The organism is Kribbella sp. NPDC002412, from assembly GCF_053592935.1.
Genome location: NZ_JBSFBL010000032.1, coordinates 1 through 26,198 on the forward strand (window position 1 = coordinate 1; position 26,198 = coordinate 26,198).

Below are 26,198 nucleotides of genomic sequence, written 5' to 3' on the forward strand. Positions count from 1 at the left end.
CGCCGGGTCCCTGCTGACCAGTGCACTGGCGGCGTACGCCTTCTCCCGGCCGCGCCGCCGCCAAGGCAGCCGCCGCGAAGAAGGCCGCCGCCCAGGCTCGGGCGCTGGCGGCCGCGAAGGCCGCCGCGATCGCCAAGGCCAAGGCCGCCGCGAAGGCGAACGTCAGCAAGGTCGTCCTGCCGACCACCGGCTACCGCCTGACCGCGCACTTCGGCCAGGCCGGCGGCCGCTGGGCCCGGAACCACACCGGCCTCGACTTCGCCGCCCCCATCGGCACGCCGGTCCGCTCGGTGATGGCCGGCGAGGTCATCCAGGCCTCGTACGCCGGCGCCTACGGCCGCCAGGTGAAGGTCCGGCACTCCGACGGCACGGTCACGTCGTACGGCCACATGTCCGAGTTCGACGTCTCGGTCGGCGACATGGTCTCCGCCGGCGAGCAGGTCGGCGCCATCGGCATGAGCGGCAACACCACCGGCCCGCACGTCCACTTCGAGGTCCTCCGCGGCGGCGACGTCCAGATCGACCCGGAGCCCTGGCTCCGCGACCACGGCGTCAACCCGTAAGGAACTGGGCAACCGCCGTAACGAAGGCCTCGGCGTCATCCAGCCACGGATGATGCGCGACGCCCCGCAGCACGACGTACTGCGCCTTGAGGAACGCCCTGGCGAACTCCTCTGCCGCGACCGTGTCAGTACTCCAGTCGAGCGCCCCGGCCACCACCAAGGCCGGGGCTTCGACCTTGCCCAGCGCGGCGCGAGTCGCGGCAGGATCAAACGCCTCCGGCGAGTTGAAGATCCCGAGCGCCTCGTAGTTGGCCAGCCCGTCCTCCAGCACCTGCTGGGCCTGCGCCTCGGCGTCCCACCGCGCGTACGCCATCGGATTCAACGCGGCCCAGTCGCTGCCCGCCCCGGTCTGAATCGCCTCGAACGCGGCCGACACCCGCGGATACCAGGCCTCACCCTTCCGCCGCTCGAGCACAGCCCGCCGCCGCTCCGCCGTCACCTCGATCCCCACCGACCGCGTCCCCGGCGTAGCCAGCACCAACTTCTCCACCCGCTCCGGGTAGGCCGCCGCATACAACGTCACCAAGCTCGCCCCGGCCGAATGCCCCAACAGCGTCACCTTCTCCACCCCGAGGTGCCCCCGCAACGCCTCCAAATCCCCCACCAACCGATCACACCGCCAGTACGCCCCACCCGACTCCCCAGTCCCCCGAAGATCCACCATCACCAACTGCCGGTGCTCCGACAGCCCACCCAACTCCCGCAGATAAGCGCTCCCCAACATCCCCCCAGGCACACAAACCAAGGGCTCCCCCTCCCCCACCCGGCGATAAGCCAACTCGATCCCGTCAGGCGCAGTAAACCTAGGCATAGGTGGATCCTCGCACCGGCTAGGGTTCCGAACCGGGTGGGTGGGAGCGTGCGTAGCGGGCGCGACGGGGGATCGGCTGCGTAGTACGCGTGGGAAGTTAGAGCAGTTTGGCCATGGTGAGTGCGTCTATGTAGGCGCCTTCGATGAGGAATTCGCGTGTGTGGGTGCCCTCCACCACGTAGCCGTGTCGTTCGTACAGGCGGCGTGCGACGGTGTTGGTGGCGTGGACGTGGAGGCTGATCTTGCGGGCGCCGCGGCGGCGGGCTTCGGCGGTGGCGGCTTCGAGGAGGGCGGTGGCTACGCCTTGGCCGCGGGCTTCCACGGCGACAGCGATGCCGTTGATCGCGAGCACGCCTTCGCCTTCCGGGAAGTTGTACTTGTCCTGCATCCGCACATACCCGACCACCTTGCCGTCGTACTCGGCCACCAGATGAGCCTCCGGACCACCGCGGGCGAAGAAGGTGTCCCGGATGATCTCCTGGTACGACGGGAAGCCCGACGAGGAACCAGGTCACCCATTAGCTCACCCCACCAGGTCAGCCTCCGGCAGGGTGACCGTGGCAGTGAGCCCGCCGTCCGGGTTCGCCAGCAACTCGAGCTTCCCGTGATGCGCCTCGACGATCCGCGCGACCAACGCCAGCCCCAGCCCGTGCCCAACGCCGTACCGATCCTTCGCGAACGGCTCCACAAACGTCGCCACCTGCGCCGCGTCCAGCACCACCCCGGTGTTGCGTACGACGAGCCGCCCAGCACCCACCGTGACCGCGACAACTCCCCCACGATCCACGTTGTGCCGAATCCCGTTCTGCACCAGATTCGTCACCACCTGGTGCAGCAGCACGTCGTTGCCCTCAACAACGGTCTCCTCAAGCGAAGACCGCAGTACGACGCCAGCCGCAGCAGCCTCCGTCTCGAGCACCGGCAGCGCCTGCCGAGCGACCGCGGCGAGATCGACCGGATCCAACTCCACCGTCCGGTTGCTCAACGCGGACAAACTGAGCAACGCCTCGACAATGTCGATCCCCCGCTGATTGGTCTCGGCAAGACGTTTCACCAGTTCAGGCACGTCCTGGTTGTCCGGATCGGCCTGCGCCACGTCGAGCATCGTCTTCATCACCGCATGCGGCGTCCGCAACTCATGAGACGCGTTCGCCGCAAACCGCCGATACTGGTCGAACGACGCCTGCAACCGGTCCAGCATCGCGTCGAACGTGTCGGACAGATCGGTGAACTCGTCCCGGATCCCGGTCAGCCCGATCCGATGATCCAGCGAACCCCGAGCAGCCTTCTGCGCCGCCGCCGTGATCTCCTGCAGCGGCCGAAGCATTCGCCCGGCCAGGAACCACCCGCCGGCCAGCCCGACGATCGCCAGGAAGAGCAACGCCCACCCCGACAGCTTCACGATCAGGTCGAGGATCTCGCCCCGGGTCGGCACCGCTCCTTGGTCGCGAGGGTTCGCCGCGGTCAGCGGATAGTTCGGCACGATCCGCATCACGGCCCACAGGATGCACGAGAGCACAGCACCGGAGACGACCAGCAGCCCCGCGTAGCTGAGCGTCAGCCGCAACCGCACCGTCAGGCGGGGTCGCCACGTGATCAGCGGCTCGCTCACGGTTCGCCGATCCGGTAACCGACCCCGGACACGGTGTGGATCACCCACGGATCACCCAGCCGCTTGCGCAGCGCGGAGATCGTGATCCGGACCGCGTTGCTGAACGGGTCCGCGTTCTCGTCCCATGCCTTCTCCAGCAGCGTTTCCGCGCTGATCACCCCGCCACGCGCGGCCATCAGCACCTCCAGCACGGCGAACTGCTTCCGGGTGAGCTTCACGTAGTGCCCGAACCGGTAGACCTCCCGCCGATACGGATCCAGCCGGACCCCGGCGTACTCGACGACCGTGGGGGTTGCCGCGGCAGGTCGCCGTACCAGGGCCCGCAGGCGTACGACGAGCTCGCGCAGCTCGAACGGTTTGGTCAGGTAGTCGTCGGCGCCGAGCTCGAACCCGGTCACCTTGTCGTCCAGGTCGCCGGCCGCGGTCAGCATCAGCACCCGGCTTCCGATGCCCTGCGCAACGATCTGCCGGCACACCTCGTCGCCGCTGGGCCCGGGGATGTCGCGGTCGAGCACCACCACGTCGTACGCGTTGACGGCGACCGCCTCCAGCGCGGCGTGACCGTCGAAGGCCAGGTCGGCCGCGATCGCCTCCAGGCGTAGCCCGGCCCGGATCGCCTCGGCGAGATACACCTCGTCCTCGACGACCAGCACCCGCATACACCCATTGAACCAGGCCGGACGTATCGAAAACGTATCCGCAAACGCAGACGCTCCGGCAACCTGCGCCCGGATGAACTGTTGCCATGCTCACCGATCACCTGGTCAAACGCGAACGCCGAATGACGGCACTGAGCGCCCTGGCGATCGTCGCCGCGGCAACCAGTTTCGCCGTCGCGGCCTGTACGTCGGTCAACGCAGAGAGCGAGCCGCCCCCGTCGGAGTACGCGTCGTCCTCGGGGCCGGCCGGCCCGGCGGACGGCGTACTCCCGGAGAAGACGTCGGCCTTCGACACCGAGCTGCCCGGCATCGCCAAGCTCGACCCGGATCTGCTGACGGCCGTCCAGCAGGCCGAGACGGCGATGCGGAAGGACGGCATCACGATGAACGTGAACACCGGCTGGCGGAGCAAGAAGTACCAGCAGGAGCTGCTCGACCGCGCGATCGTCAAGTACGGCAGCAAGAAGAAGGCGCTGGAATACGTCTCCACGCCTGAGGAGTCGCACCACGTGACCGGCGACGCGGTCGACATCGGCCCGACGGACGCCGACGACTGGCTGATCCGCAAGGGGGCCCGGTTCGGCCTGTGCCAGACCCTGGCCAACGAGATGTGGCACTTCGAGCTGGTCACCGAGCCGGGCGGCAAGTGCCCTCCGATGAGCTAGCGCGTCTCCTCCGGCGGGTCCGGCAGTACGGCGAGTGGACGCTGCCGCCAGTGCACGTCGTGCCAGGCGTCGAGCTTCCACCCGATCCGGCGGTACGTGCCGATCTCCTCGAAGCCGAGTGCGGTGTGCAGGCCCACGCTGGCGTCGTTCGGGAGCGTCATACCGGCGATCGCCGTACGGAAGCCGCGCTCGGCCAGCCGCTCGAACAACGCCTCGTAGAGGGCCCGCCCGCCACCGGTCCGGCGCCGGCCGGGCTCGAGGTAGACGCTCACCTCGCAGGACCAGCGGTACGCCGCCCGTGGCTTCATCTGACCCGCGTACGCGTAGCCGACCACTCGGCCGTCGTCGTCCTCGAGCACCAGCCAGGCGTGCGTGGCCTGGGCGTCGGCGATCCGCTGAGCCATCTCGGCAGCGGACGGCGGCTCGATCTCGAAGGTGATCGCGGTGTCGGTGACGTACGGCGCGTAGATCGCCGCGCAGGCCTCGCCGTCCAGCGGAGAGGCGTCTCTGACTTTTGCCATGCCACGATAGTAGCCACACTTGCCGCTATAGTGGCAACCATGTTGGATCAACTGTCCGCCTCGCTCGCGGCAACGGTGCAGGCTGCCCGGGTCGCGCAGGACCTGTCCGTGAACGCGCTCGCCGAGCGTTCCGGGGTGTCCCGGGCGATGATCGGCAAGATCGAGCGCGGTGAGGCGCAGCCGACCGCGGTCCTGCTCGGCCGGCTGTCCGGTGCGCTCGGGATGACCCTGTCCGAACTGGTCGCCCGCGCCGAGACGACCGGCGACCTCCTCCGCCGCCACGCCGACCAGCCGGTGTGGACCGACCCGGCCACGGGCTACCTGCGGCGCGCGGTCTCGCCGGTCACCGACGGCCCGCTGGAACTCGTCGAGGTCGAGCTCCCACCGGGCGCCTCGGTCTCGTACCCGGCCGACGCCTACATCTTCAAGTACCAGCAACTGTGGATCCTCGATGGTCACCTCCGCTTCCACGAAGGCCCCGTCGTCCACGACCTCCACACCGGCGACTGCCTCCAGCTCGGCCCACCGTCGCCCACCACGTTCCACAACCCTGCCGACACGCCCTGCCGCTACCTGGTCGCCCTGGTCAAGGGCCGTTCGTAGTTGCTGAGGGACAGCGGCGGGTCCGGCGTGATTGGGTGACTCCAATGCCCCGCGCCGTACGGAGGAACGATGACGGTGTCACCGCTGGTGTGGGTCCTGACGCTGGCCGGGATCCTCGCTCTGCTCGCGTTCGACTACTTCTTCCACGTCCGCTCCGCGCACGTGCCGACGCTGCGTGAGGCGGCGATCTGGTCCGCGGTGTACGTCGGGATCGCGCTGCTGTTCGGCCTCGGCTGCCTCGTCCTCGGCGGTACGGCGATGGGCTCGGAGTACTTCGCCGGGTACATCACCGAGAAGGCGTTGTCGGTCGACAACCTGTTCGTGTTCCTGATCATCATGACCAGCTTCCGGGTGCCGCGGGAGAACCAGCAGAAGGTGCTGCTGTTCGGCATCGTGTTCTCGCTGATCGCCCGGGCCGGGTTCATCTTCCTCGGCTCGGCGCTGCTGAACACGTTCTCGTGGGTGTTCTACCTGTTCGGCATCGCCCTGCTCCTGACCGCGGGCAACATGCTGAAACCCGAGACCGAGGAGTCGCACTCGGCGCAGAACATCGTCGTCCGGCTGGCCCGGCGGTTCTTCCGCACCAGCGAGGACTTCGACGGCGACCGGCTCGTCACCACGATCGACGGGCGCCGGCTGATGACGCCGATGGTGCTGGTGATGGCCGCGATCGGCGGCACCGACCTGATGTTCGCGCTGGACTCGATCCCGGCGATCTTCGGCCTGACCCAGAACGTGTTCATCGTGTTCACCGCGACCGCGTTCAGCCTGCTCGGCCTCCGTCAGCTGTACTTCCTCCTCGACGGCCTGCTGGACCGGCTGATCTACCTGTCCTTCGGCCTGGCCGCGATTCTCGCCTTCATCGGCGCCAAGCTGATCCTGCACGCCCTGCACGAGAACAACCTGCCGTTCGTCAACGGCGGCGAGCACGTCGACGTGGCCGAGATCAGCACCGGTCTCTCCCTCGTGGTGATCATGGCCGTCCTGGTGATCACCGTCCTGGCCTCGCTGCTCAGCACCCGCGGCCGAACCCAGACCGCCATGGCCCACATCCGCCGCGACGCCGCCGCCTACCTGGACGCCGAGTACACCCTGGACGCCGGCGAACGCGAACGAATCTTCCTCCGCCTCCTGGCCGCCCGCGACCACATCATCGCCCTGGGCCCCGAAGCCCGCCAGCAGGTCAAGAACGAGTCCGACCTCATGGACCTCTGCCGCCGAGCCGCCGAATCCCACGCCGCCGCCCACTCCGAACACGAAATCCGCCCCAGCCTGTAACAACAACTGCGGTCACCTGGGGCCAGCTGTCACTTGCCCGGCTCTCGGGAATCGCGCCCCCTGAGATTCATCCGTGGAGGTAGGCCACCTCCTGACGGAGCTACTAACCCAGGGCGTGCCGACAGAGCCCATCGACATCACCGACCCAAGCGCCCTGGTCACATGCTGAGGCGGGATCACCTGTCTGGCGATGTGCGGGAGTTCGACGACACCTTGGAGACGACATGCTCGTGCGGCTACCGAGCGCCGCGGAGTACGCGCTGGCCGTCGAGAAGGAGCAGTGCTGGCTTCCCGAGCTGGCCCAACAGCTGCCCGCCCCGTAGCCGAGCCCGTTTGGTCAAACGCGCCCTGCGCACTGAGGATCTCTGCATGAACGAGACGCCTGCCACGCTCAGGCTTAGACGTGCCGTCCGGGCGGTCATCCTGGCCGATGATGACCGTGTCCTGCTGTGCCGCTTCAGCTCTCCGCATCCAGCCGTACCGACGGGCGCAACGGGCGTCTGGGCGGCCCCCGGCGGCGGCATCGAACCCGGTGAACTGCCACTGGCGGCACTTCGCCGGGAGCTGCATGAGGAGACGGGGCTTGTCATTGACGCCGACCCGCCCCACGTCTGGCACCAGGAGGTCGTCGCTCCCAGCCGTGCGGACGGGTACGACGGGCTGGTCAACGACTACTTCCTCGTCCGCACCACGCGCTTTGACCCCCGCGGTGCGCTGTCCGATGACGACCTCGCCGCCGAGCACATCAGCGAGATGCGATGGTGGCGGCACGGAGACATCGCCGAGTACGGCGGAACCGACCTGTTCTCACCTCGTGACATCGCCACACCGCTGGCGGCTCTGATCGCCGGTGACATCCCAGGCACGCCAGTGCCGCTCGGCCTGTGATCTCTCTTCGGCTGACTGCCGCCGCAGCTCCTCTCGGAGCTACCGGCGGCGGACGCCAGCGGTACGGCGGGCGAGCCGCCGCCGTACCGGGGTGTAGTCGTCCTAGTCGGTGAACTTCTCGTGCGCGGCCATCGCCGCGCCGACGATGCCGGCGTTGTTGAGCAGCTGAGCCGGCTTCACCGGGGTGGAGATCTCGAGCAGCGGCACCCACTTGTCGGCGTGCTTGCTGACCCCGCCGCCGACCACGAACAGGTCGGGGGTGAACAGGTTCTCCACGTGCCGAAGGTATCGCTGCACTCGCTTGGCCCACTGTTTGTACGACAAGCCCTCGTTGTCCTTCGCCGCCGAGGATGCCTTCGTCTCCGCGTCGTACCCGTCCAGCTCGAGGTGACCGAGCTCGGTGTTGGGCACGAGCTGGCCGTCGAGCAGCAGCGCGCTGCCGATGCCGGTGCCGAAGGTGAGCATGATGACCACGCCGTCGACGCCTTGGGCCGCGCCGAACCGGGCCTCGGCGATCCCGGCCGCGTCGGCATCGTTGAGCACGGTCACGTCGCAGTGGGTGATGTCGGTGAGGACCTTGTCGACGTCGGTCCCGATCCAGCTCTTGTCGACGTTCGCGGCGCTCCTGGCCACGCCGTTCTTGATGACGGCCGGGAACGTCACACCCAGGTCACCGGTCCAGCCGGCCTCCTTGACCAGCCGGGCCACGACCGCGGCGACGGGCTCCGGGGTGGACGGGTTGGGCGTCAGGTACTTCACCCGCTCCGTGGCCAGGTCACCCTTCTCCAGGTCGACGATGGCGCCCTTGATCCCGCTGCCGCCGATGTCGACCCCGAAAGCGGTCGACGTCCTCATCCTGGGCACCTGATCTCTCCCCTCGTCCGCAGTTGCCGCACCGGGTCAGCGTCCGCTCCGGCGTCGAGCAGATCGGCACGGCCGGCCACCAACGCATATCGACCACACATGCACGCCAGCCTGCCACGCGCGTCGGACACCGTCAGCGATGCTCGCGGAATCATTCTCGTCCGGCGCCTCCGCGCTTTGGTACCACAAGCAGCGATTCGCTGGTCATCCGTCTGCGGCCTACAGCCCGGCTGAGCCTGGTCTTTCGGTTGCACATCGATGGCTGTCGGGGTCTTGTACGAGGTGATCGATGACAGCGTGCGAGTGTGGTCACCAGGGAGGGTGCCCAGCCCGCAGACCCCTCGGCTCCTAGAAGTCGATTCGCATGACGGCTCGGCGGTTGCCGGGGCGGCTTACCTCGGTGAAGCCGGCGGCTGTGAACATGGTGGGGGTGCCGACGGAGCCGCCGTCGACGAAGTCTGGGTAGCCTTCTACGGCGGTGGCGCCGTGATCGCGGGCGAAGGCGACGGTGGCTTGGGCCAGCGCGCGGCCGATGCCTCGGCGGCGGTAGCCGGCGCGGGTGACGAAGCAGGTCACAGCCCAGATCGTGGGGTCGGTCTTGTCCTCGTTACGGCCCAGCCAGGGGACGCGGTAGTCGCGGAGGAGTCTCGGGTGGTCCGGTCGCGGCGCGACGGCGCACCAGCCGCCGGGCTCGCCGTCGAGGTACGCCACCAGGCCGCTCGTCTGTTGTGCCTTGCGGTTTCCGCAGGCGGTCTGGTCGCGGAGCCGGGCGGCGAGCTCTTCGGGACCCTCGGACGCCCAGGACTCCTTGGGCAGCATCCGAAAGCGCTGGCACCAGCACCGCGCGGTGTCGCCGGCCGTCCCGAAGATCGCCTGCAGGTCCTCCCACGCCGCCTGATTGGCCGGAACGATCGTGAGCTGCTCGGCGGTGACCGGCTCCCGCGAACCCGCCGTACGAGGAACGGGCACGCGCTTGGCCGGCGGCCGCTTCTGCTTCCGCGGCAGCGCGTCGAAGGTGAGCCGGACGTCCACCGCGTCGCCCGCTTCCAGACCTGCAGGCTTGCGTACGGCGTCCTTCAACGGGAGCAGATACCTACCGTCCTTCGGCCAGAGCGAGGTCTTCCACTCGGTGCTGCCGATCCGAGCGCGGATCGGGAGCATCCCCCAGCCGTAGCTGGCGGCTGAGGCCGCGGCCCGCAGCGCGACACCTTCCTGCTCCGGCACGGAGACGAAGTAGTACGGCGCCGGACCGCGCCACTCGAAGACCTCTCCGCTGAACTCTTGATCCATGGCCAGATGCTAGGCCGCATTCCGGACGTACCACTTCCGGATTCACTCGGTGTTGAGGGTTTCACCTCGGCTGCTGCGCGGACGCCGACGGCAAGTCTTCATCGAATAGTTCAACGATACCGTTGAAGGTATGACTGCTGGGATCGAACAGGCCGCCAACATCGTCGACTCTGCCACCGTCATGGAGTTGCTGCCAGACAAGCCGCGGCTGCTGGGCTTGGGCGAGCCGACACATGGCGAGGAAGTTCTGCTTAACCTGCGGAACGAGCTGTTTCGGCAGCTCGTCGAACAGGAGGGCTATCGGACGTTCGCGCTCGAGAGCGACTGCCTGATGGGCCTGGTTGTGGACGACTACCTCAGCTCGGGTGAAGGCACGCTCGACGACGTTATGGCGCGGGGGTTCAGCCACGAGTGGGGCGCCTTCCCGGGGAACCGCGAGCTGGTGAAGTGGATGCGCGCGTACAACGACGGGCGGCCCGCGGCCGAGCAACTGCGGTTCGCCGGCTTCGATGGCCCGCTAGAGATCACCGCCGCAGCGAGCCCACGACAGTCACTCACCGCACTCCACGCCTACCTCGCCGCTTGGGGTGACGCCGACCTCCTCCCCTGTACGGCGGAAGCCTTCGACCACCTGCTCGGCGCCGACGACCAATGGACCAACCCTGGCGCGATGCTGGACCCCTCCCAGTCCATCGGGCAGACCCCCGAAGCCAAAGAGCTCCGGCTGCTCGCCGACGACCTGGCCGCGCTGCTCGACGCGCAGGCACCGCAGCTGATCGCGGTGTCCGCACCGGACGAATGGGAGCGGGCTCTCCTGTACGCGCGTACCGCCACAGGCCTGCTGCGCTACCACCACTGGATGGCCGACACGTCCCCGAGCCGCCTGGCGTGGCTGCTCGCCGTACGAGACTCGATGATGGCCGCCAACCTGCTCGCCATCGCGGACCGAGGCCCGGCCCTCGTCAGCGCCCACAACGGCCACCTCCAACGCAACAAGAGCTCGATGCGACTGGGCGACCAGATCCCGGAATGGTGGAGCGCCGGCGCAATCCTCAGCGCCCACCTCGGAACCGGCTACGCCTTTCTGGCCACAGCCTTAGGCACGATCCCCCACCAAGGCGTCGACACCCCACCCCCCAACACCATCGAAGGCCTCCTCTACCCCCTCCCGGAAGACACCTACCTCCTCGACCCCCACCAACTAGCCGACCTGACCCTCGTCCCACGCGTCTCCCCTTGGTACGGCTACTCCCCACTAGACCCCGCACACCTCACCAACACCGACGGCATCGTCTTCGTGAAGGAGACTCGCCGGAGCTAGGTGTGAGTGAGGACAGCAGCCGAAGTGCACGCAGAGCGCCGCGGTACGACGGTGCCGGTACGACGACGCCATGCGGACGCGCGCGTCTGCGGGTGCTCGCCTGCGTGCCCGCGCTAGACAGCGGCATGGCAGTGCCGGGCTTCTTGGCGGCCAGGATGCGCGTGGGTTTGCGTGGTCGGCCGAGCGCGCAATGAAGGTGTCGCCTGCCGGTCCGCGCGTCGCAGATCTCGCCGGCTGCCGTCGTACACTCGGCGCATGGTTGGGCTGCAGCACAGCGTGACTATCGCGGCGTCGCCCGAGCGGGTTTGGGCGGTGGTGGTCGACGTCGAGCGCTGGCCCGAGCGGATTCCGACGGTCGAGGCCGTAGAGCGTCTCGATGACGGACCGCTGACCGTCGGATCCCGAACTCGGTTGTCGCAACCGCGGCTGCCTACTGCGGTCTGGACGGTCACCGAGCTGGCGGAAGGGTCGTCGTATACCTGGGAGTCGCGCTCAACCGGTGTCACCGTCACCGCCGCGCACGTCGTCGAGCCGCATCCCGGCGGGAGCCGGCTGACCCTCGCGTTGACCGTGTCCGGTCCGCTGGCCCGAATCGGCTGGCTGATGACGCGATCCCTGACCAAGCAGTACGTCGAAACGGAAGCCACCTCGATCAAGAAAGCCGCCGAAGCCTCAACCACGTAGACCGAACTCGGGGCCCGTTGGACGGTTGGCTTTCCACCACGCCTCGGTCGAGGGCGCGGGAGACTAACCACAGCACCCCAACGCACAGGAGTCGTTCAAGGGCTCGCCGTCGCCCCCAACCCCGCCTCGGTCGAAGGCCCGCAAACGCGCGCGGCAGCGCGCAGACCAAGGGCGGGTGGGAGCGATCGGCGAGCACGCGACGAAGGAGCGGGCGTAGCGGGTGCGTGGGGAAAATCAACCCTTCACGGCGCCAGAGGCTAGGCCTGATACGTAGAAGCGTTGGAGGGCCACGTACAGGACCACGCACGGGATCATGGCTATGACCGAGCCCGCGACCAGCGAGCCGAAGTTCACCTCGCCGTAGGCGCCGGCCTGGACGTTTACCAGGGCGACCGGGAGGGTGTAGAGCTCGTCTTTGGTAAGGAAGGTGAGGGCGCCCAGGAACTCGGTCCACGCGGCCAGGAACGCATACAACGCGACGGTGGCAGCGCCGGGGGTTACCAAGGGTCGAAGGACAGAGCCGATCATCCGGAGGGTGCCGCAGCCGTCCACATGGGCGGAGTCCTCGAGCTCGACCGGGACCGACGCGAAGGAGTTTCGCATCACGAAGACGCCGAACGGGAGGTTGACCGTGGTGTAGAAGAGCACCAGCCCGAGCAGGCTGTCGGTCAGCCGGAGCACGTTCATCTCCAGGTACAGCGGCGTCAGGATCGCCTGGAACGGGATCATCATCGACACCACCACCAGCGCGAACAGCAACGGCCCACTCCGGAACCGGAACCGCGCGAAGCCATAACCCGCAAGAGTCGCCAGTACGGCGGTCAGCGCAGCCGTGCTCAAAGCGACAGCAAGACTGTTGCCAACGGCCCGGATCAGGTTGCCCGGCCCCTCGATCAGCGTCCGGAAGTTGTCCAGCGTCAGGTGGAAGAAGGTGGACCGGTCCGGCGCCGCGACGATCACGTCGTTCGGCTGCACCGAGCGGAAGAGTGCCCACAGCAACGGTACGGCGAACACGAGGAAGGCGCCGCCACCGCCGACGACGTACAGAACGTTCTTCAGCCTCATCGGTCAGTCCCTCTCGCGGAGCAGCCAGAACTGGAAGGCGGTCACAAGGCCGACCACCACCACCAGCACGATGGACAGCGCGGTCGCGGCGCCGAGCTGGAGCTGGACGAAGGCGCGGTTGTAGATGTACTGGACGACGGTCGTGGTGTCCGTGCCCGGACCGCCGCGGGTCAGGATGTAGAACTGGGTGAACGCGAGCAGCGAGCCGACCACCGAGATGATGACTGCCATCGCGATCGTCCGGCGCAGCACCGGGATGGTGATCTCCCGCTCCTGCTGCCACCAGGTGGCCCCGTCCAGCTCGGACGACTCGTAGAACTCGCGCGGGATCGCCTGCATGCCGGCCATCAGCAGCATCATGGTCAGCCCGGAGACACCCCAAATCACCAGCACGCAGATGAGTCCGGTCGCGAGCGGCCCGTCCACCAGCCAGGCCGTGGTGCCGTCGGTGATGCCGAGGGTGCGGAGCACGATGTTGATCGCGCCGCTGTCCGGCTGGGCCTCGAGGACGGTGACGAAGCTCAGCGTGGACAGGCCGACGACGAACGGCAAGAAGAAGATCGTCCGCAACAACGTGGAGCCGCGCCGCTTGCGCCGTACCAGGACCGCGAGCGCGTAGCCGAGCACCAGGATCGGACCGGTCACGATGACCGTGTACAGCAAGGTGTAGAGGACCGACTTCGCGAACGCGGCGTCGGAGACGATCGCGGTGTAGTTCTTCACGCCACTGAACTTCACCGTGCCGATCAGCGGCCAGTTCGTCAGCGAGATCACCAGCGCGAACCCGAGCGGGACCAGGACGAAGACAGCGACGAACAGTACGGCGGGCGCCACCAGCAGCAGCCCGGTCCGGGATGGATGAGTCAGCGACCCCTGCCCGACCCGCCGACGAGCGGCGGCGCTGGCTTTGCGGGCGCCGGGGTCGAGCCGATGCGAGCTCCGAAGTGCCGTACTCATGCCTGCCCCTGGGCCAAGATGCGATCGAAGTTGCTTTGGGCTTCCTTCATGGCGGCCTCCAGCTCGCCGTCGAACACTGCCCGGCGGAACATCTGCAGCCACGGGCCGTCCGGCTGGTTGTAGAGCAGGTTGTAGGACAGCGTGGTCGGCGCGTAGCCCTCCGAGATCCGCTCCAGCGGCAGCGTCGCGAGCGGGAACTTCTCCGCGAACTCGGGGGTCCGGGCGTCCGACCGGACCGGCGTGTAGCCGCCGGCCGGCAGCTCGACCTGCTGCGGCAGGTCCAGCGCGAACCGGACGAACTCCCAGGCGCCGGACGCGTTGCGGGCACCCCGCGGGATACACATGTTGTCGCCGCCGTCGAAGAACGCCGCCCCGCCGTCCGGGCCGGACAGCAATCGAGGAGCCACCTTCTTGTGGAAGGCCTCGTCGGACGCGGACACGACCACGCTGTAGTTGGACGGGAAGATGCCGATCTTGCCGGCCCGGAAGTCGCTGCCCCACCGGGACGCGTCGTCGGAGAAGTTCGCCCGCGGCACCAGCCCGTCCACCCACAGCTGCCGGTGCAGTTCGAGCATCTGCTGCACCACGTCGTTCCCGACGATGTCGCCGGACTGCTCGCCGATCGAGCCTTTGATCAGGTCGGTGTCGGCGGCCCAGATCATCGGCTGTACGACGAAGCCGAGAGCGCCCGGGCTGTTCGCCGGGAAGCTCCACGCGTAGATGTCGTCGCCCAGCTTCCGCAGCTTCCGCGCCGCGTCGAGCAGGTTGTCGAAGGACTTGATCGCCTCGTCCGGGTCGACATCCGCCTTGTCGCACAGCTCGGTGTTGAACCAGAACATCGAGTTGTCGGCCAGGTAAGGAACGCCGTACACCCGGTCGTCCTTCGTCGCCAGCCGCAGGTGGCCCGGGCTGAGCTTGTCCCGGTAGTCCAATGCCTGCAGGGGTTCGGTCAGGTCGGTGAACGCGTCGCGGTAGATGAACAGCATCGAGTTGATGTCGTCGATGTCGACCAGGTCCGGCACCTCCCGGCCGCGGATCGCGGTCGCCAGCTTGGTCACGTACTGGGCGTCGAGCACCGGGGTCAGCTCGACGGTGAGCCGGTCCTGGGACGCGTTGAACTTCTTCACCAGGTCGGTCAGACCGGTTTGGGTGGCGGCCCGGCACCAGACCTGCACGGTGCCGATGGCGTCCTGCCCGAAACCCGCCGCCTGGACGTCGGGTTCGGGCAGGACGGAGCTGCACCCCGGCACGGCGCCGGCCGCGGTCGCCGCGGCCGTGAGACCAAGGAACTTCCGCCGGGTCAGCATGATCAGGCCCTGGGCAGCCAGACGCGCATGGCGCCGATCTCGCGGTTCGCCCAGGCGTAGTACGGCACCGCGACCACGTCGACCTCGTCCCCGGTCGCGTCCTGAGCAGTCCCCGTGAACGGCCAGCCGGCCTGGTGACCGGTGCCGATCCGTCCACGGGTCGTCAGCACGGTCACGCCGTCCAGCAGACCGTCGTCGTGACGCGCGACAACCGATGCCTCGGGCAACAGGTGGAGATCGTCGACATCGGCCGCGTTGTCGACCTGCTCGACCGCATAGACCAGCGGCCCGCGTTCCAGCGCGACACACCCCCGTACGGCGTCGACGCGCGGATCCGCCCCGATCACCCGAGTTGCCAGCGGCAACTGCAGATCGATCTCCTGAGCTTCGACGCGAGCGTAGGTGCCCGCCTCGGCAGGCTTCCCGTTGACAGTCGCACCCTCGGCCCAGGCGGGGATGCGCAGCTCGACGACAGCAGGCGCGTTGGCCGTGATGCGGACAGCACCATCCCAGGGATAGGCCGTCTCCACCGTCAGAGTCACATCGCCCACAGTCAAAGTCCCGGCGGCGTACTGGTGGATCTGCACGACGCCGTCGCTGGTGCTGGCCAGGTAGCCGTCGAGGCTGGCCAGGGTGCGCATGATGTTCGGCGGGCAGCACGCGCAGTCGAACCAGCCGCGCCGGCCGTGCGCCGGGCTGCGGCTGTTGTCGGGATGCGCGCCGCCGCGCAGCTGCAGTGGGTTGACGTAGAAGTACTCGGTCCCCTTCAGCGAGACGCCGGCGAGGAAGCCGTTGTAGAGCATCCGCTCGATGGCATCGCCGTACGACGCCTCGCCTGTGGCGAGCAGCATCCGCCAGGCCCATTGGATGCCGCCGATCGCCGCGCAGGTCTCGGCGTACGCACGGTCCGTCGGCAGCTCGTACTCGTCGCCGAACGCCTCGCCCTCCCAGCGGGCGCCGAGGCCGCCGGTGACGTAGGTCTTCGTCGACCACATGTGCTCGAACTGCCGCTTCAGCGCGTCGAGCAGGTCGGTGTCACCGGTCTCGAGCGCCACGTCCGCGGCGCCGGCCGCGAGGTAGACGGCGCGGACCGCGTGCCCTTCCACCGTGGTCGCCTCGCGGACCGGGAGCCGGTCGGAGAAGTACGTCGGCTCGTGGCCGTGCTGCTTGATGATCCCGTGGCCGCGGGCCTCGACGAACCACTTGGCCAGGTCGAGGTAGGCCGCCGTACCGGTTTCTCGATACAACTCGACGAGCGCCATCTCGATCACCGGGTGACCGTCGACGTCGACGGTCTGCCCCTCCCCGTCGCCGAAGGTGGCGACCAGGTGGTCGGCGACCTTGGTCGCGACGTCGAGCAGCTCGCGGTCGCCGGTGCAGCGGACTTGCGCGACCGCTGCCTGGATCAGGTGACCGGCGCAGTAGTGCTCGTGGCTCCAGACGAGTTGCTTGTAGCGGCCCTCGTCGCCGTACCGGAGCTGGACGACGGAGTCGAGGTAACCGTCCTCGCGCTGGGCGGCGGCGACGATCGCGGTGAGCTCGCGCTGGCGCTTGAGCAGGTCCTCGCTCGGGTTGCGGCCGTACTCCCACGCGGCGGCCTCGAGCCACTTGTAGACGTCGGAGTCGGCGAATACCGGGCCGATCGCCTCGCCCTCGCCGATACCCGCGGCGAGCCGGAAGTTCTGCAGGTTGCCGGCCGTCTCGAGCTGGTCCTGGCCGCTCGGGATCGCGCTCTCGCCGTTGCGGGCCTGGCGCGGCGCCCAGAAGCCGCCGGTGATCGTGGCCTGGCCGAGGCCGAGCGGCTGCCAGCGGCCGCGCGTGCTCGCGGCGGGACTCCGGGAGGTGGTGACTGCGTCCGGGGAAGCACTCATAGGGGAAGCTCCTGAGGGGGTCACGGAAAGGAACGCGGAAAATCCAGAACACGTTTTCCTGACGAAGCTAGAGATGCGGGACGGCCTGGTCAACCCCTCGGGACTGGCGAAATCCGGACAAGCCGGGATTCGTGCTGTACTGTTTCCGGAAAGTTCGGAAAGGAGTTGCCGGATGGCGTCACGTGGCCCCTCGCTGCCCCGGATCACCGATGTGGCCGCGTTGGCAGGCGTGTCCACGAGCACCGCGTCCAAGGCGCTGAACGACACCGGCCAGCTCCGCGAAGAAACCAGAGAGCGGGTACGGCGAGCCGCCGAGCAGCTCGGATTCACGCCGGACAGCCGCGGCCGGGCGCTGTCGTCCGGGCGCAGCTTCACGGTCGGTCTGATCACCACCGACAGCTCCGGGCGGTTCAGCATCCCGATCATGCTCGGCGCCGAGGACGCGCTCAGCGCGGGCGAGATGGGCCTGCTGCTCTGCGACACCCGCGACGACCCGTTGCGCGAGCAGCACTACCTGCGCTCGCTGGTGTCCCGCAGGGTGGACGGCATCATCGTGACCGGGCGGCGGACCGAACCGCGCGTGCCGATCGACGTGCCGATTCCGGTCGTCTACGCCTTCAGCCCGTCCACCGATCCGGCCGACACGTCGGTGATCGTGGACGACGACGGCGGCGCCGCGTCGACTGTGCAGCACCTGCTCAGCCTCGGCCGGCGGCGGATCGCGCACATCACCGGGCCGTCGTCCCACCACAGCGCCGAGGTCCGGGCCGCGGCAACCGTCAAGACCGCGGGAGACGCGCTGGTCGGCGAGCCGCTGCACGGCGAGTGGAGCGAACGCTGGGGCCGGCACGCCGTCGATGTTCTGCTGCGTACGTCGGCCGACGTGGACGCGATCTCGTGCGGTAGCGACCAGATCGCCCGCGGGGTGTGCGACCGGCTCCGCGAGCTCGGCCGGTCCGTTCCCGACGACATCGCGGTCACGGGCTACGACAACTGGTCGGTGATGGCGCTCGCCAGCCGGCCGCCGCTGACGACTGTCGATCTCGAGTTGGAGGAGCTCGGCCGCCGTACCGCCAATCTCCTGCTGGACGCGATCGCGGGCTCGGCGCATCCCGGGGTGATGGCGCTGCCGACCCGACTGGTGACCCGGGAGTCGACGCTCGGCACCTGAGTCACCAGATGGTCGCTCGGCGGACCGCCATTGTCCGCCTGGCATCGGTAGATTCACCGGGTGCTGCGCAAGCTCCTGATCGGCCTCGCGGTGATCGCCACGCTGGTGGCGGGGGTGGGCACCGCGCGCCTGGTGCTGCCCCGGACCGATCCCACCGGCGGAGTGGTCAAGCAGCTCGCGTTCCTGCGGGCCGAGATCGAGGGCGGCGCCGACCATGCCGCGCAACAGCAGTTCCCGGAGGGCTACTTCTTCCTCAACGCGCTCTACGGGCTGACCTGGGTCCAAGTCGGCCTCGCCGATCCTGCACGGTCGGTCGACGCGGCGAGCGAGGCCCGCTGGGCTCTCGAACGGCTGGAATCCCCGGACGGGACCGCCGTCTTCGACGCCTCGCTGCGACCGAAGTACGGCGTCTTCCACGCCGGCTGGACGAACTACCTGCGCGCCGGCGTCATCGCGCTCAGGCACGCCGACGCAGCCGAGATCGACGAGTTCACCCGCGCCTCGGTGGAGCTCGCGACCGCGTTCCGGACCGCGAAGACACCGTTCCTGCCGGCCTACCCGGGCCAGGCCTGGCCGGTCGACTCGACGGTCGCGATCGCGTCGCTGAGCGCGTACGACGTACTCGTCGCACCGCGGTTCGGCTCGACCATCGAACGCTGGCTCGCCGCGGCGAAGACCGAACTCGACCCGGCGACCGGGCTGCTGCCGCACCAGGTCGAGCCATCGATGGTCGGTGCGCGAGCCACGTCGCAGAGCATGATCCAGCGGTTCCTGGTCGAGATCGATCCGGCGTTCGCGCGGGCGCAGTACGAGATCTTCCGGGACAGGTTCGTCACCGGCCTCGGGGTTCGCGAGTACCCGAAGGGCGTCGGTGGGCCGGGCGATGTGGACTCCGGCCCGCTGATTCTCGGGATCAGCCTGTCCGCGACCGTGGTCACGATGGCCGCGGCCCGGGTTGCGCACGATCCACTCGCCGACCGGCTCGCCCGGAAAGGCGACCTGCTGGGCCTCCCGATCAGCGGCCTGAAGACCAAGCGTTACGCCTTCGGCCAACTGCCGATCGGCGACGCGTTCCTGGCCTGGTCCCTCTCCGCACGCCCACTGGTGGGCGGCGACCAACCCGAGCTGACCGGCGGCTCCAGCTGGTGGCGGGTTCCCTGGTTGCTGCTGATCTGGTTGCCGGCGCTGCTCCTGTGGGCCGCCGCCTGGCTGCGGCGCCGCCGGCGACGGCGGCACTGACCTCTAGGGTGGTGACGTGCAACGGATCTCGGCTCGGAACGCTCGGTTTCAGGTGTGGCAGTCCTACCTGACCAACCGGACCAAGCGGCACCGGGCCGGTGAGTTCCTGGTGCAGGGGGTGCGCCCGATTTCCGTTGCCGTTGACAACGGATGGCCGGTGCGGACGGTCATTCACGACGCGTCCCGGCCGTTGTCGCGCTGGGCCCAGGAGCTGTACCAGCGGCTGCCCGGGGTCGAGCGGGTGGCGATGGAGCCGGAGTTGCTGGCCGAGCTCGGCGAGAAGGACGCCGAGGTGGTCGCGGTGCTCGAGATGCCGCCGGACGACCTGGACCGGATCCCGGTCCGGCCGGACTTTCTCGGCGTGGTGTTCGACCGGCCGACCGGGCCAGGCAACATCGGGTCGATCATCCGGTCCGCGGACGCCTTCGGCGCGCACGGCGTGATCGTCACCGGGCACGCCGCCGACATCTACGACCCCAAGGCAGTGCGGGCGACGACCGGGTCCCTCTTCGGCGTCCCCGCCGTACGCGTGCCGTCGCATCGTGAAGTGATCGACTGGGTACGGCGCTCCGCCGACGTGCCGATCGTGATCGTGGGGACCGACGAGCACGGGTCCGTTGACGTCTTCGACTACGACCTCACCCAGCCGGCCCTGCTGCTGATCGGCAACGAGACAGCCGGCCTCAGCGCCGCGTGGAAAGACGCCGCCGACGCCTTGGTCCGGATCCCGATCACCGGCTCGGCGAGCTCGCTCAATGCCGCCAACGCGGCGACGGCCGTGCTCTACGAGGTCTCGCGCCAACGCATCAGCTCACGCGGTGCAGAGCAGCTCGCCGTGGAGGATGGAGATCCAGCCGTCGGGGCGAGCGGCCCAGGCACGCCAGGCGGCTGAGATGCGCTCCAGCGTTTCCTCAGGTACGCCGGCCCGGCGCGCCTGATCGGCCATCGCCGACTGCAGGATGCGGTCCGCCCACATGCCACCCCAGAACGCCCGCGAGTCCTCGTCGGCGAACGCCCAGTTGCTCGCGGTCGCGTCGACCTTCTCGAAGCCGGCTTCGAGCGCCCACGAGAGCAGCCGTCGGCCCGCGTCCGGCTCGCCCTGGTTGGCGCGGGCCATCCGCTGGTAGAGGTCCATCCACTCGTCCAGCTCGGGAAGCTGCGGGTACCAGGTGAAGCCGTGGTAGTCGGAGTCCCGGACCGCGACGATCCCGCCCGGTTTGCAGACCCGCCGCATCTCGCGCAGCGCCTGCACCGGATCCGCCACGTGCTGCAGGACCTGGTGCGCATGCACGACGTCGTACGTGTCGTCGGGAAGATCCAGCTGGTGTACGTCGCCGACGACGAACTGCACCCGGATGTCGAGCTCGGCGAACGTCGCCTTGGTGATGTCGAGCGCGGACTCGGTCGCTTCGAGAGCGGTCACCTTCCCGGGATCGACCAGCCGGGCCAGGTCCGCCGTGATGGTGCCCGGGCCGGCGCCGACGTCGAGCAGCGACATCCCGGGCCGCAGGTGCGGAAGCAGGTAGCCGGCCGAGTTCTCCGCGGTCCGCCAGGTGTGCGACCGCAGCACCGACTCGTGGTGGCCGTGCGTGTACACGTTGCTCATCAAAGGCTCCCTTGCCCTCGGCGACGACTCTCACGCTACTCCGCGATCTTGTTTCGTGAGACATATCATCTCGTATATTGACACAAGATGGTTGACGCGGAAGGTCGCCTGAACGCGGGTCTTACGTGGGGTGGCGACCGGGCCGAACGGGTGGCTAGGGTTCGGCGGTGCAGTCGAAGCCGATGGTGGTTGTGGTGAGCGGCCCGCCGGGGACCGGGAAGACGACGCTGGCGCACCGGGTGGCGGCCGCGATCGGTTGCCCGGCCATCTGCCGGGACGAGATCAAGGAGGGGATGGCGCACGCGACCCCAGGCTTCGTTCCCGGGCCGGGCGACCCGCTGACGATGCGGACGCTGTCGACGTTCTTCGACGTGATCGGCCTGCTGGTCGGCCGCGGTACGTCGGTCGTCGCCGAGGCCGCGTTCCAGGACCGGCTGTGGAGCCCCGGCCTGACGCCGCTGCTCAACCGGGCCGACATCCGGATCATCCACTGCGTGGTTCCGGCCGACCTCGCGCTGGCCCGGATCCACGCCCGGACCGCCTCCGACGCCAACCGGCGCGCGCACGAGGACGCCCAGATCGACGACGACGCTCGGCTCCGTACGCACAACGCGTTCCAGTCCGTCGACCTCCCGGTGCCGGCCCTCACCGTCGACACGTCGACCGACGTCTACTACCCGGCACTGCCAGAAATCCTCAACTTTCTGTCGCGGTGACTGCTGCGACGCGGGGCCTGCCTAAAGTCAAGGCATGAAGCGATTCGAGGAGCTCACCACCGCGCATGTGGCGGACGCCTGCATCCGGGCCGGCGTGCCGGTTCGCACCGTTTCACTGACCGCCGTCGCCGGCGGTCGAGTCGCCGGCCGGGTACTGCCGGCTCAGCACGTGGGCAGCGTCGACGTCTTCCTCGAGGCGTTCGAGTCGGCTGCGGAGGGCGACGTACTGGTCGTCGACAACGGCGGGCGTCGGGACGAGGCCTGCGTGGGCGACCTGGTCACACTCGAGGCGAAGGCCGCCGGCATCGCGGGGCTCGTCGTGTGGGGGCTGCATCGCGACACCGTCGACATCACGGCGATCGGGCTGCCGGTGTTCAGCCTCGGCGCGTTGCCGACCGGGCCGCTGCGCCTCGACCCGCAACCGGCCGACGCGTTGTCCACGGCAACCATCGGCGACTGGACGGTCACCCGCGACGACGTCGTGCTCGGTGACGAGGACGGGATCGTGTTCGTCCCGGCCGACCGCCTCGACGAGATCTTCGACCTGGCCGAATCCATCCGCGACACCGAACACACCCAGGCCACCGCGATCCGGTCCGGGCGGTCTCTGCGCGAGCAGGTCCAGTTCGCGGACTACCTCGCCGCCCGCGCGACCAACCCCGACCTCACCTTCCGCCAACACCTCCGCTCAGTCCGCGGCGCCATCGAGGAGTGATTGCGCTCAACTGACCGCGGCGCGGACGGCTGGGGCTATTTCTTGGGACCAGCGGGCTAGTTGGACGTCGTACGGGTCCGGGCCGGTGGGGAAGAGGGTGAAGCCGGCGGCGCCGTGGTTGAGGACGGCGTCGGTGAGTTCCTCGACCCATTGGGCCGGGGAGCCGCCGATCCAGCGGCCGTCGTCGTCGCGGGTACGGCGTACCGGCGTCGCGGTGATCGCGCCCGGGAAGTTGTAAACGGTGGCGACGTCGGACGGTTTGCGGCCGGCCGCGAGCGCTGCCTCGTCGATGATCGGGCGGGACCAGCGGTAGCGGTCGCTCAGCCAGTCCGCCGCGTGGCCGGGAATCCAGCCGTCGGCCTGCCGGCCGGTCGCGGCGAGAGACTTCGGGCCGTTCGACCCGGTCCAGACCAGCGGTGCGGCGACGTTCGCCGGTCTGAGGTGCCCGATCGGGTAGTGCTTGGTCGGCGTCGGCCGGCCGCCGTCGGACATGGACCGGACCAGCTGCATCGCCTCCTCGAACGCCTGGACCGCCTGCGCGGGCCGCAGCTCGGGCACACCCATGGTGGTGATGTGGTTCCACGCGCCGCCGGCGCCGAGGCCGAGGATGAACCGGCCGCCGGACAGTGCCGACAGCGCGGACGCCGTACGCGCGAGCACCGGGGCCGGGCGCAGCGGCAGGTTGGTCACGTTGACGAACGCCGACAGCCGCTCGGTCCGGCCGAGGATGAAGGCGATGGTCGCGTAGCCGTCGAGCAGGTCGGCGACGTACGGGTGGTCCGACAGGCTGACGTGGTCGAGGCCGTCCCGGTCGGCCTGCGCGGCCAGCCGGAGGATCCGGTCGACGTCGCGAACCTTGTCGGGTGAGCCGTAGCCGAAACGTACGTTCATGGTCCGATCTCCTCTCAGATGCTTCGTACACCTAAATAGTAGCCCTACGAACTATCAGGCACGCAAACTGTCCGTGCTGCGGACTACAGTGGAGGTATGGCGACCACGACAGCGCAGGCGACCGACACCGGGCTGGCGGGCGCGCTCGTCCAGACGATGCACGTCCTGCAGGATCTGTACGCCGAGACGAGCCGGCCGCTCGGCCTCACCCCGCAGCAGGCGCACCTGCTCTGCGTCCTCCTGGCCGGACCGCTCGGGATGACCGAGCTGAGCCGGATCCTGAGCATCGAGCGCTCCAGCCTGACCAGCATGGTCGACCGCCTCGAACGCCGCGACCTGGTCGCCCGGATCCCCCATCCCACCGACCGCCGCGCCTGCCACATCGAGCTCACCGGCCCAGGTCTGAGCTTGGCCCACGACGCCCACAACGCCTTCACCACCCGCATCGAGGCCCTCACCGCGGGCCTGTCGGCGACAGCTCGCCGTACTCTCACCAGCAACTTGACGAGCATCTTCGGCTGATGGTGAAACCGACGCCGAGTTGCGCCGACTGGCTCGATCAGGGACAGGTCTTCTCGTACGGTCGGTCGCCGAAGGCTTGGGTCCACTCGGCTGGGGTGAGGTTGCGGCCGGCCATGGTGCAGGCTCGGGTGATGGCGTTGGTGAGGCGCGTGTCCCAGTGGTAGATCTGACCGTCGTGCGACGCGATGCGTACGACGTCGTTCCCGTCGACGAAGGTGGGGATCGCGGCGACCGGCGGGTGGACGCCGTCGGCGATCGAGACCGTGCCGAGGAGCTCGAGGGTTCGGGCGTCCCAGAGGCTGACGGTGCCGTCCTCGGCGCCGGAGACCACCTTCGAGCCGTCCGGGGAGAAGCGGATGTACAGGCCGCGGGCGGCGTGGCTGATCGTCGGCGCGATCGTCTCCTCGCTCTTCGCCAGGTCGATGGTCATCACCTCGCCGCTCCCGCCGGTAACGGCGACCACGTTGCGGTCCGGTGCGTAGGCCGCGTGGTTGACGGCGAGCGGAAGACCACCCTGCGAGAGGATCTCGCCGGTGGCGACCCGGATCTGCCACCACTGCTCGCTGGCGTAGTCGACGGTGTCCAGGAAGATCACGGCGTTCTGCCGGTCGGGCGCCGGCGCCGTACAGCAGTCCGCGAACCGGCTGAAGGCGACCCCTTCGTCCACGAGTCCCGCGCCGTACAACCGATATCCCACGTCACTACCGGCCATCACCTGATCCCCGACGTACGCGATCGACGTGATCCTCGGAGTCGTGGCCTGCTCGAGCACCTTCCCGGTGCTGGTGTCGAGCACCGCGATCGCGGTCGTGTTGGCGACCGCGAGGCGGCCGCCGTCCGGATGCCAGGCGGCAGGTAGCCGGTAGAGGCCTGTGATCAGGGTGAACCCGAGGTTCGCCGGCGGCGTCGTACGACCGGTGGCCGTGTCGGAGAAGCTCACCCACGAGCCGCGGGCGTCTCGCCAGAGATAAGCAGTCCGCCGGCCGTCGTCGGACGGAATGACGTGCAAGTAGTCGCGTGCAGGCACGGACGGCATGCGGCGGAGGTACTGCCGCTGGCCGGTGAGATCGTAGGACCGTAGGACCCCTTCGTCCCCACCGGTGTACAGCGTGCGGCCGTCGGGGCTGAAGTCGACGGCCCAGGACACCTCGGCGGTCTTGATCCGTTCGAGTAGCTTGCCGGTGGCCACGTCCCACACCACGACCTGCCCGCTGAGCTCCGCCGCCGCGAATCCTCGACCCGTCGGCAGAGAAGGCGGACCCCCTGGCCGAATCGTCCTCGGTGTGCAGTGCCCGGACCGTCTCGCCGGTTCCGGCGTCGAACAGAACGGTTGGGGCCTGGCTCACGTGGGTGGGGGAGAACTGCTGAGCAGCGAGGAGACTGCCGGTCGAGTTGACCTCGATCCCGGCCTCGCCGACAACGTCCGCACGTTGCCACAGTTTCCGTCCACTCGGTACGTCGTACGCCGTGAGCGGCCAGGAACTGTAGACGACCTGGCCGTTCGGGTTGAGCGCGATCTCCTGCGCTCCACTCGGCAACGACACCTGACGCGGGGGGTCGGCGGTCCGGAGGTTCCAGACCAGGGCGAAGGCGGCGTCACCGGGCTGTCCGGTGCCTTGGGTCACGCCGGCCGCGAGATGGTTGCCGTCGGCACTGAAGGCGAGGCTGTGGAAGAACAGCCCGCCGGGTTCCTGCAGCACAGGTTGCCGATCGACGGGCGCCAGCGTGTCGGCCCGGAACAGGCGGATCGGCCATTGCGGGTCGAGAGGTTCCCCGAAGCGGCTCGTCGAGATCGCAGCGACCAGCTGACCGTTCGGGCTGAACCGCGGCGTGGTGAGTTTCGCTTCGTCTACGTGGATTGCACCGAAGGTGTACGACCTGAGCACCCGGCCCGAGGTTGCGTCGTACAGGTGGAAGGTGGCTTTGTCGTCGCCGGAAACGATGCGGGTGCCGTCCGGGGAGACCTCGATGTTTTCGATGCGGCCGTGGGGGGCCGGCCAGGAGCGGAGTAGGCCGGGGCGCTTGTTGATGGCGGCTACCAGGTTGGCTTGGGTTTCGGGGGTGAGTTGGAGGCGGGCGCCGTGGGTGGCGAGCAGGAGGGAGTGGCTGATCCCTTCGGTGAGTTGGGCTCGGGCGCCTACCCGGCGAGCGAGTTCGCTGGTGGCGGCCTGGTCGGCTCGGTTGGCCTGGCCGGCGGCGATGAAGCCGGCGATGAGGGCTCCGACGAGGAGCAGCGCGCCGGTGCCGAGGGCGATGCGGAGGCGGCGGTTGATGCTGAGTTGGCGGCGGGCCTGTTCTTCGGCGGCCCGGAGCTCGGCCTGTGACGCTCGCCGGCTCGCGGCCAGGAACTCCTGCTCGGTCGCGGTCAGGGTCGAGCTC

27 protein-coding genes and 1 pseudogene are annotated in these 26,198 nt (G+C 68.9%); 13 read left to right on the top strand and 15 right to left on the bottom strand.

Annotated elements, in window-relative coordinates; translation table 11 throughout:
- Positions 1 to 20 precede the first annotated feature (20 nt).
- Positions 21 to 563, top strand: coding sequence for a M23 family metallopeptidase (locus tag ACWCOV_RS24380; RefSeq protein ID WP_449831600.1), 543 nt, complete (start codon positions 21 to 23; stop codon positions 561 to 563).
- Here the strand turns inward: ACWCOV_RS24380 and ACWCOV_RS24385 are convergent.
- The 4 genes from ACWCOV_RS24385 to ACWCOV_RS24400 all read right to left on the bottom strand — a co-directional run bounded on the left by ACWCOV_RS24385 (position 553) and on the right by ACWCOV_RS24400 (position 3,645).
- The gene (locus ACWCOV_RS24385) at positions 553 to 1,374 is read right to left on the bottom strand and encodes an alpha/beta fold hydrolase (RefSeq protein WP_449831601.1); all 822 of its coding nucleotides are present in this window, start codon (positions 1,372 to 1,374) and stop codon (positions 553 to 555) included. The two genes, ACWCOV_RS24380 and ACWCOV_RS24385, sit on opposite strands and share 11 nt — an antisense overlap.
- Before the next feature lie 97 nt (positions 1,375 to 1,471).
- The gene (locus tag ACWCOV_RS24390) at positions 1,472 to 1,849 is read right to left on the bottom strand and encodes an N-acetyltransferase family protein (RefSeq protein ID WP_449831698.1); all 378 of its coding nucleotides are present in this window, start codon (positions 1,847 to 1,849) and stop codon (positions 1,472 to 1,474) included.
- 48 nt (positions 1,850 to 1,897) lie between these two features.
- Complete coding sequence (locus tag ACWCOV_RS24395) at positions 1,898 to 2,986, bottom strand: sensor histidine kinase (protein WP_449831602.1); 1,089 nt, start codon at positions 2,984 to 2,986, stop codon at positions 1,898 to 1,900.
- Entirely contained in the window at positions 2,983 to 3,645 is a 663-nt protein-coding gene (locus ACWCOV_RS24400; RefSeq protein WP_449831603.1) for a response regulator transcription factor, read from the bottom strand. Before ACWCOV_RS24400 ends, ACWCOV_RS24395 begins: the two co-directional genes overlap by 4 nt.
- An 86-nt stretch (positions 3,646 to 3,731) precedes the next feature.
- Here ACWCOV_RS24400 and ACWCOV_RS24405 point away from each other — a divergent pair, with 86 nt between their 5' ends.
- A complete protein-coding gene (locus tag ACWCOV_RS24405) occupies positions 3,732 to 4,310 on the top strand; it encodes a M15 family metallopeptidase (protein ID WP_449831604.1) in 579 nt (192 codons plus the stop codon).
- Here the strand turns inward: ACWCOV_RS24405 and ACWCOV_RS24410 are convergent.
- Positions 4,307 to 4,831 carry an arsinothricin resistance N-acetyltransferase ArsN1 family B gene (locus ACWCOV_RS24410; RefSeq protein WP_449831605.1) on the bottom strand — a complete coding sequence of 175 codons (525 nt, stop codon included), beginning with the start codon at positions 4,829 to 4,831 and terminating at the stop codon, positions 4,307 to 4,309. The two genes, ACWCOV_RS24405 and ACWCOV_RS24410, sit on opposite strands and share 4 nt — an antisense overlap.
- Before the next feature lie 39 nt (positions 4,832 to 4,870).
- Here ACWCOV_RS24410 and ACWCOV_RS24415 point away from each other — a divergent pair, with 39 nt between their 5' ends.
- The 3 genes from ACWCOV_RS24415 (at position 4,871) to ACWCOV_RS24425 (ending at position 7,600) form a co-directional block, all read left to right on the top strand.
- On the top strand, positions 4,871 to 5,434 hold the full coding sequence (locus ACWCOV_RS24415) for a helix-turn-helix domain-containing protein (RefSeq protein WP_449831606.1): 564 nt from the start codon (positions 4,871 to 4,873) through the stop codon (positions 5,432 to 5,434).
- A gap of 69 nt (positions 5,435 to 5,503) precedes the next feature.
- Positions 5,504 to 6,712: a TerC family protein gene (locus tag ACWCOV_RS24420; RefSeq protein WP_449831607.1), complete on the top strand. Its 1,209-nt coding sequence runs from the start codon at positions 5,504 to 5,506 to the stop codon at positions 6,710 to 6,712.
- A gap of 369 nt (positions 6,713 to 7,081) precedes the next feature.
- Positions 7,082 to 7,600, top strand: coding sequence for an NUDIX domain-containing protein (locus tag ACWCOV_RS24425; RefSeq protein WP_449831608.1), 519 nt, complete (start codon positions 7,082 to 7,084; stop codon positions 7,598 to 7,600).
- Positions 7,601 to 7,702: 102 nt separating this feature from the next.
- Here the strand turns inward: ACWCOV_RS24425 and ppgK are convergent, their stop codons facing one another.
- Positions 7,703 to 8,455 (bottom strand): polyphosphate--glucose phosphotransferase, encoded by a 753-nt coding sequence (gene ppgK, locus ACWCOV_RS24430; RefSeq protein ID WP_449831609.1) that lies wholly within the window; start codon positions 8,453 to 8,455, stop codon positions 7,703 to 7,705.
- 357 nt (positions 8,456 to 8,812) lie between these two features.
- Positions 8,813 to 9,754: a GNAT family N-acetyltransferase gene (locus ACWCOV_RS24435; protein WP_449831610.1), complete on the bottom strand. Its 942-nt coding sequence runs from the start codon at positions 9,752 to 9,754 to the stop codon at positions 8,813 to 8,815.
- Between the two features lie 130 nt (positions 9,755 to 9,884).
- Here ACWCOV_RS24435 and ACWCOV_RS24440 point away from each other — a divergent pair, with 130 nt between their 5' ends.
- Both ACWCOV_RS24440 and ACWCOV_RS24445 read left to right on the top strand, forming a co-directional pair.
- Positions 9,885 to 11,075, top strand: a complete 1,191-nt coding sequence (locus tag ACWCOV_RS24440) for an erythromycin esterase family protein (RefSeq protein ID WP_449831611.1) — start codon at positions 9,885 to 9,887, stop codon at positions 11,073 to 11,075.
- A 255-nt stretch (positions 11,076 to 11,330) separates the two neighbouring features.
- Entirely contained in the window at positions 11,331 to 11,759 is a 429-nt protein-coding gene (locus ACWCOV_RS24445) for an SRPBCC family protein (protein ID WP_449831612.1), read from the top strand.
- A 234-nt stretch (positions 11,760 to 11,993) separates the two neighbouring features.
- Here ACWCOV_RS24445 and ACWCOV_RS24450 read toward each other — a convergent pair whose 3' ends face one another.
- Genes ACWCOV_RS24450 through ACWCOV_RS24465 form a run of 4 tightly spaced genes read right to left on the bottom strand, consistent with a single transcriptional unit; the run spans position 11,994 to position 16,959 of the window.
- Positions 11,994 to 12,824 carry a carbohydrate ABC transporter permease gene (locus tag ACWCOV_RS24450; RefSeq protein ID WP_449831613.1) on the bottom strand — a complete coding sequence of 277 codons (831 nt, stop codon included), beginning with the start codon at positions 12,822 to 12,824 and terminating at the stop codon, positions 11,994 to 11,996.
- A 3-nt stretch (positions 12,825 to 12,827) separates the two neighbouring features.
- Positions 12,828 to 13,781: a carbohydrate ABC transporter permease gene (locus ACWCOV_RS24455; RefSeq protein ID WP_449831614.1), complete on the bottom strand. Its 954-nt coding sequence runs from the start codon at positions 13,779 to 13,781 to the stop codon at positions 12,828 to 12,830.
- On the bottom strand, positions 13,778 to 15,088 hold the full coding sequence (locus ACWCOV_RS24460) for an extracellular solute-binding protein (protein ID WP_449831615.1): 1,311 nt from the start codon (positions 15,086 to 15,088) through the stop codon (positions 13,778 to 13,780). The genes ACWCOV_RS24455 and ACWCOV_RS24460 overlap by 4 nt, the downstream gene beginning before the upstream one ends.
- Before the next feature lie 2 nt (positions 15,089 to 15,090).
- On the bottom strand, positions 15,091 to 16,959 hold the full coding sequence (locus ACWCOV_RS24465) for a glycoside hydrolase family 127 protein (RefSeq protein ID WP_449831616.1): 1,869 nt from the start codon (positions 16,957 to 16,959) through the stop codon (positions 15,091 to 15,093).
- Positions 16,960 to 17,131: 172 nt separating this feature from the next.
- Here ACWCOV_RS24465 and ACWCOV_RS24470 point away from each other — a divergent pair, with 172 nt between their 5' ends.
- Genes ACWCOV_RS24470 through ACWCOV_RS24480 form a run of 3 tightly spaced genes read left to right on the top strand, consistent with a single transcriptional unit; the run spans position 17,132 to position 20,261 of the window.
- Positions 17,132 to 18,130, top strand: coding sequence for a LacI family DNA-binding transcriptional regulator (locus tag ACWCOV_RS24470; RefSeq protein ID WP_449831617.1), 999 nt, complete (start codon positions 17,132 to 17,134; stop codon positions 18,128 to 18,130).
- A 60-nt stretch (positions 18,131 to 18,190) separates the two neighbouring features.
- Complete coding sequence (locus ACWCOV_RS24475) at positions 18,191 to 19,369, top strand: hypothetical protein (protein WP_449831618.1); 1,179 nt, start codon at positions 18,191 to 18,193, stop codon at positions 19,367 to 19,369.
- 16 nt (positions 19,370 to 19,385) lie between these two features.
- The gene (locus ACWCOV_RS24480; RefSeq protein ID WP_449831619.1) at positions 19,386 to 20,261 is read left to right on the top strand and encodes a TrmH family RNA methyltransferase; all 876 of its coding nucleotides are present in this window, start codon (positions 19,386 to 19,388) and stop codon (positions 20,259 to 20,261) included.
- On the opposite strand, the gene ACWCOV_RS24485 is transcribed toward ACWCOV_RS24480, so the two are convergent.
- A complete protein-coding gene (locus tag ACWCOV_RS24485; RefSeq protein ID WP_449831620.1) occupies positions 20,181 to 20,975 on the bottom strand; it encodes a class I SAM-dependent methyltransferase in 795 nt (264 codons plus the stop codon). The two genes, ACWCOV_RS24480 and ACWCOV_RS24485, sit on opposite strands and share 81 nt — an antisense overlap.
- A 167-nt stretch (positions 20,976 to 21,142) precedes the next feature.
- Here ACWCOV_RS24485 and ACWCOV_RS24490 point away from each other — a divergent pair, with 167 nt between their 5' ends.
- Both ACWCOV_RS24490 and ACWCOV_RS24495 read left to right on the top strand, forming a co-directional pair.
- On the top strand, positions 21,143 to 21,691 hold the full coding sequence (locus ACWCOV_RS24490; RefSeq protein ID WP_449831621.1) for an AAA family ATPase: 549 nt from the start codon (positions 21,143 to 21,145) through the stop codon (positions 21,689 to 21,691).
- 34 nt (positions 21,692 to 21,725) lie between these two features.
- The gene (locus ACWCOV_RS24495; protein ID WP_449831622.1) at positions 21,726 to 22,406 is read left to right on the top strand and encodes an RraA family protein; all 681 of its coding nucleotides are present in this window, start codon (positions 21,726 to 21,728) and stop codon (positions 22,404 to 22,406) included.
- Between the two features lie 6 nt (positions 22,407 to 22,412).
- On the opposite strand, the gene ACWCOV_RS24500 is transcribed toward ACWCOV_RS24495, so the two are convergent.
- A complete protein-coding gene (locus tag ACWCOV_RS24500; RefSeq protein WP_449831623.1) occupies positions 22,413 to 23,297 on the bottom strand; it encodes an LLM class flavin-dependent oxidoreductase in 885 nt (294 codons plus the stop codon).
- 96 nt (positions 23,298 to 23,393) lie between these two features.
- Between ACWCOV_RS24500 and ACWCOV_RS24505 the strand changes: the two genes are divergently transcribed.
- Positions 23,394 to 23,819 (top strand): MarR family winged helix-turn-helix transcriptional regulator, encoded by a 426-nt coding sequence (locus tag ACWCOV_RS24505; protein ID WP_449831624.1) that lies wholly within the window; start codon positions 23,394 to 23,396, stop codon positions 23,817 to 23,819.
- Positions 23,820 to 23,856: 37 nt separating this feature from the next.
- Here the strand turns inward: ACWCOV_RS24505 and ACWCOV_RS24510 are convergent, their stop codons facing one another.
- Together ACWCOV_RS24510 and ACWCOV_RS24515 are read right to left on the bottom strand one after the other, a co-directional pair.
- A complete protein-coding gene (locus ACWCOV_RS24510) occupies positions 23,857 to 24,531 on the bottom strand; it encodes a WD40 repeat domain-containing protein (RefSeq protein WP_449831699.1) in 675 nt (224 codons plus the stop codon).
- A gap of 387 nt (positions 24,532 to 24,918) precedes the next feature.
- A pseudogene (locus tag ACWCOV_RS24515) lies at positions 24,919 to 25,020 on the bottom strand (hypothetical protein); the annotation flags it as partial.
- Positions 25,021 to 26,198 lie beyond the last annotated feature (1,178 nt).

Bases quoted from the DNA above. Each gene is read 5' to 3' on its own strand.
- ACWCOV_RS24385 (WP_449831601.1), bottom strand. From the start codon at position 1,374: ATGCCTAGGTTTACTGCGCCTGACGGGATCGAGTTGGCTTATCGCCGG.
- ACWCOV_RS24400 (WP_449831603.1), bottom strand. From the start codon at position 3,645: ATGCGGGTGCTGGTCGTCGAGGACGAGGTGTATCTCGCCGAGGCGATC.
- ACWCOV_RS24405 (WP_449831604.1), top strand. From the start codon at position 3,732: ATGCTCACCGATCACCTGGTCAAACGCGAACGCCGAATGACGGCACTG.
- ACWCOV_RS24410 (WP_449831605.1), bottom strand. From the start codon at position 4,831: ATGGCAAAAGTCAGAGACGCCTCTCCGCTGGACGGCGAGGCCTGCGCG.
- ACWCOV_RS24415 (WP_449831606.1), top strand. From the start codon at position 4,871: ATGTTGGATCAACTGTCCGCCTCGCTCGCGGCAACGGTGCAGGCTGCC.
- ACWCOV_RS24420 (WP_449831607.1), top strand. From the start codon at position 5,504: ATGACGGTGTCACCGCTGGTGTGGGTCCTGACGCTGGCCGGGATCCTC.
- ACWCOV_RS24425 (WP_449831608.1), top strand. From the start codon at position 7,082: ATGAACGAGACGCCTGCCACGCTCAGGCTTAGACGTGCCGTCCGGGCG.
- ppgK (WP_449831609.1), bottom strand. From the start codon at position 8,455: ATGAGGACGTCGACCGCTTTCGGGGTCGACATCGGCGGCAGCGGGATC.
- ACWCOV_RS24435 (WP_449831610.1), bottom strand. From the start codon at position 9,754: ATGGATCAAGAGTTCAGCGGAGAGGTCTTCGAGTGGCGCGGTCCGGCG.
- ACWCOV_RS24440 (WP_449831611.1), top strand. From the start codon at position 9,885: ATGACTGCTGGGATCGAACAGGCCGCCAACATCGTCGACTCTGCCACC.
- ACWCOV_RS24445 (WP_449831612.1), top strand. From the start codon at position 11,331: ATGGTTGGGCTGCAGCACAGCGTGACTATCGCGGCGTCGCCCGAGCGG.
- ACWCOV_RS24450 (WP_449831613.1), bottom strand. From the start codon at position 12,824: ATGAGGCTGAAGAACGTTCTGTACGTCGTCGGCGGTGGCGGCGCCTTC.
- ACWCOV_RS24455 (WP_449831614.1), bottom strand. From the start codon at position 13,781: ATGAGTACGGCACTTCGGAGCTCGCATCGGCTCGACCCCGGCGCCCGC.
- ACWCOV_RS24460 (WP_449831615.1), bottom strand. From the start codon at position 15,088: ATGCTGACCCGGCGGAAGTTCCTTGGTCTCACGGCCGCGGCGACCGCG.
- ACWCOV_RS24465 (WP_449831616.1), bottom strand. From the start codon at position 16,959: ATGAGTGCTTCCCCGGACGCAGTCACCACCTCCCGGAGTCCCGCCGCG.
- ACWCOV_RS24470 (WP_449831617.1), top strand. From the start codon at position 17,132: ATGGCGTCACGTGGCCCCTCGCTGCCCCGGATCACCGATGTGGCCGCG.
- ACWCOV_RS24485 (WP_449831620.1), bottom strand. From the start codon at position 20,975: ATGAGCAACGTGTACACGCACGGCCACCACGAGTCGGTGCTGCGGTCG.
- ACWCOV_RS24495 (WP_449831622.1), top strand. From the start codon at position 21,726: ATGAAGCGATTCGAGGAGCTCACCACCGCGCATGTGGCGGACGCCTGC.
- ACWCOV_RS24500 (WP_449831623.1), bottom strand. From the start codon at position 23,297: ATGAACGTACGTTTCGGCTACGGCTCACCCGACAAGGTTCGCGACGTC.
- ACWCOV_RS24505 (WP_449831624.1), top strand. From the start codon at position 23,394: ATGGCGACCACGACAGCGCAGGCGACCGACACCGGGCTGGCGGGCGCG.
- ACWCOV_RS24510 (WP_449831699.1), bottom strand. From the start codon at position 24,531: ATGGCCGGTAGTGACGTGGGATATCGGTTGTACGGCGCGGGACTCGTG.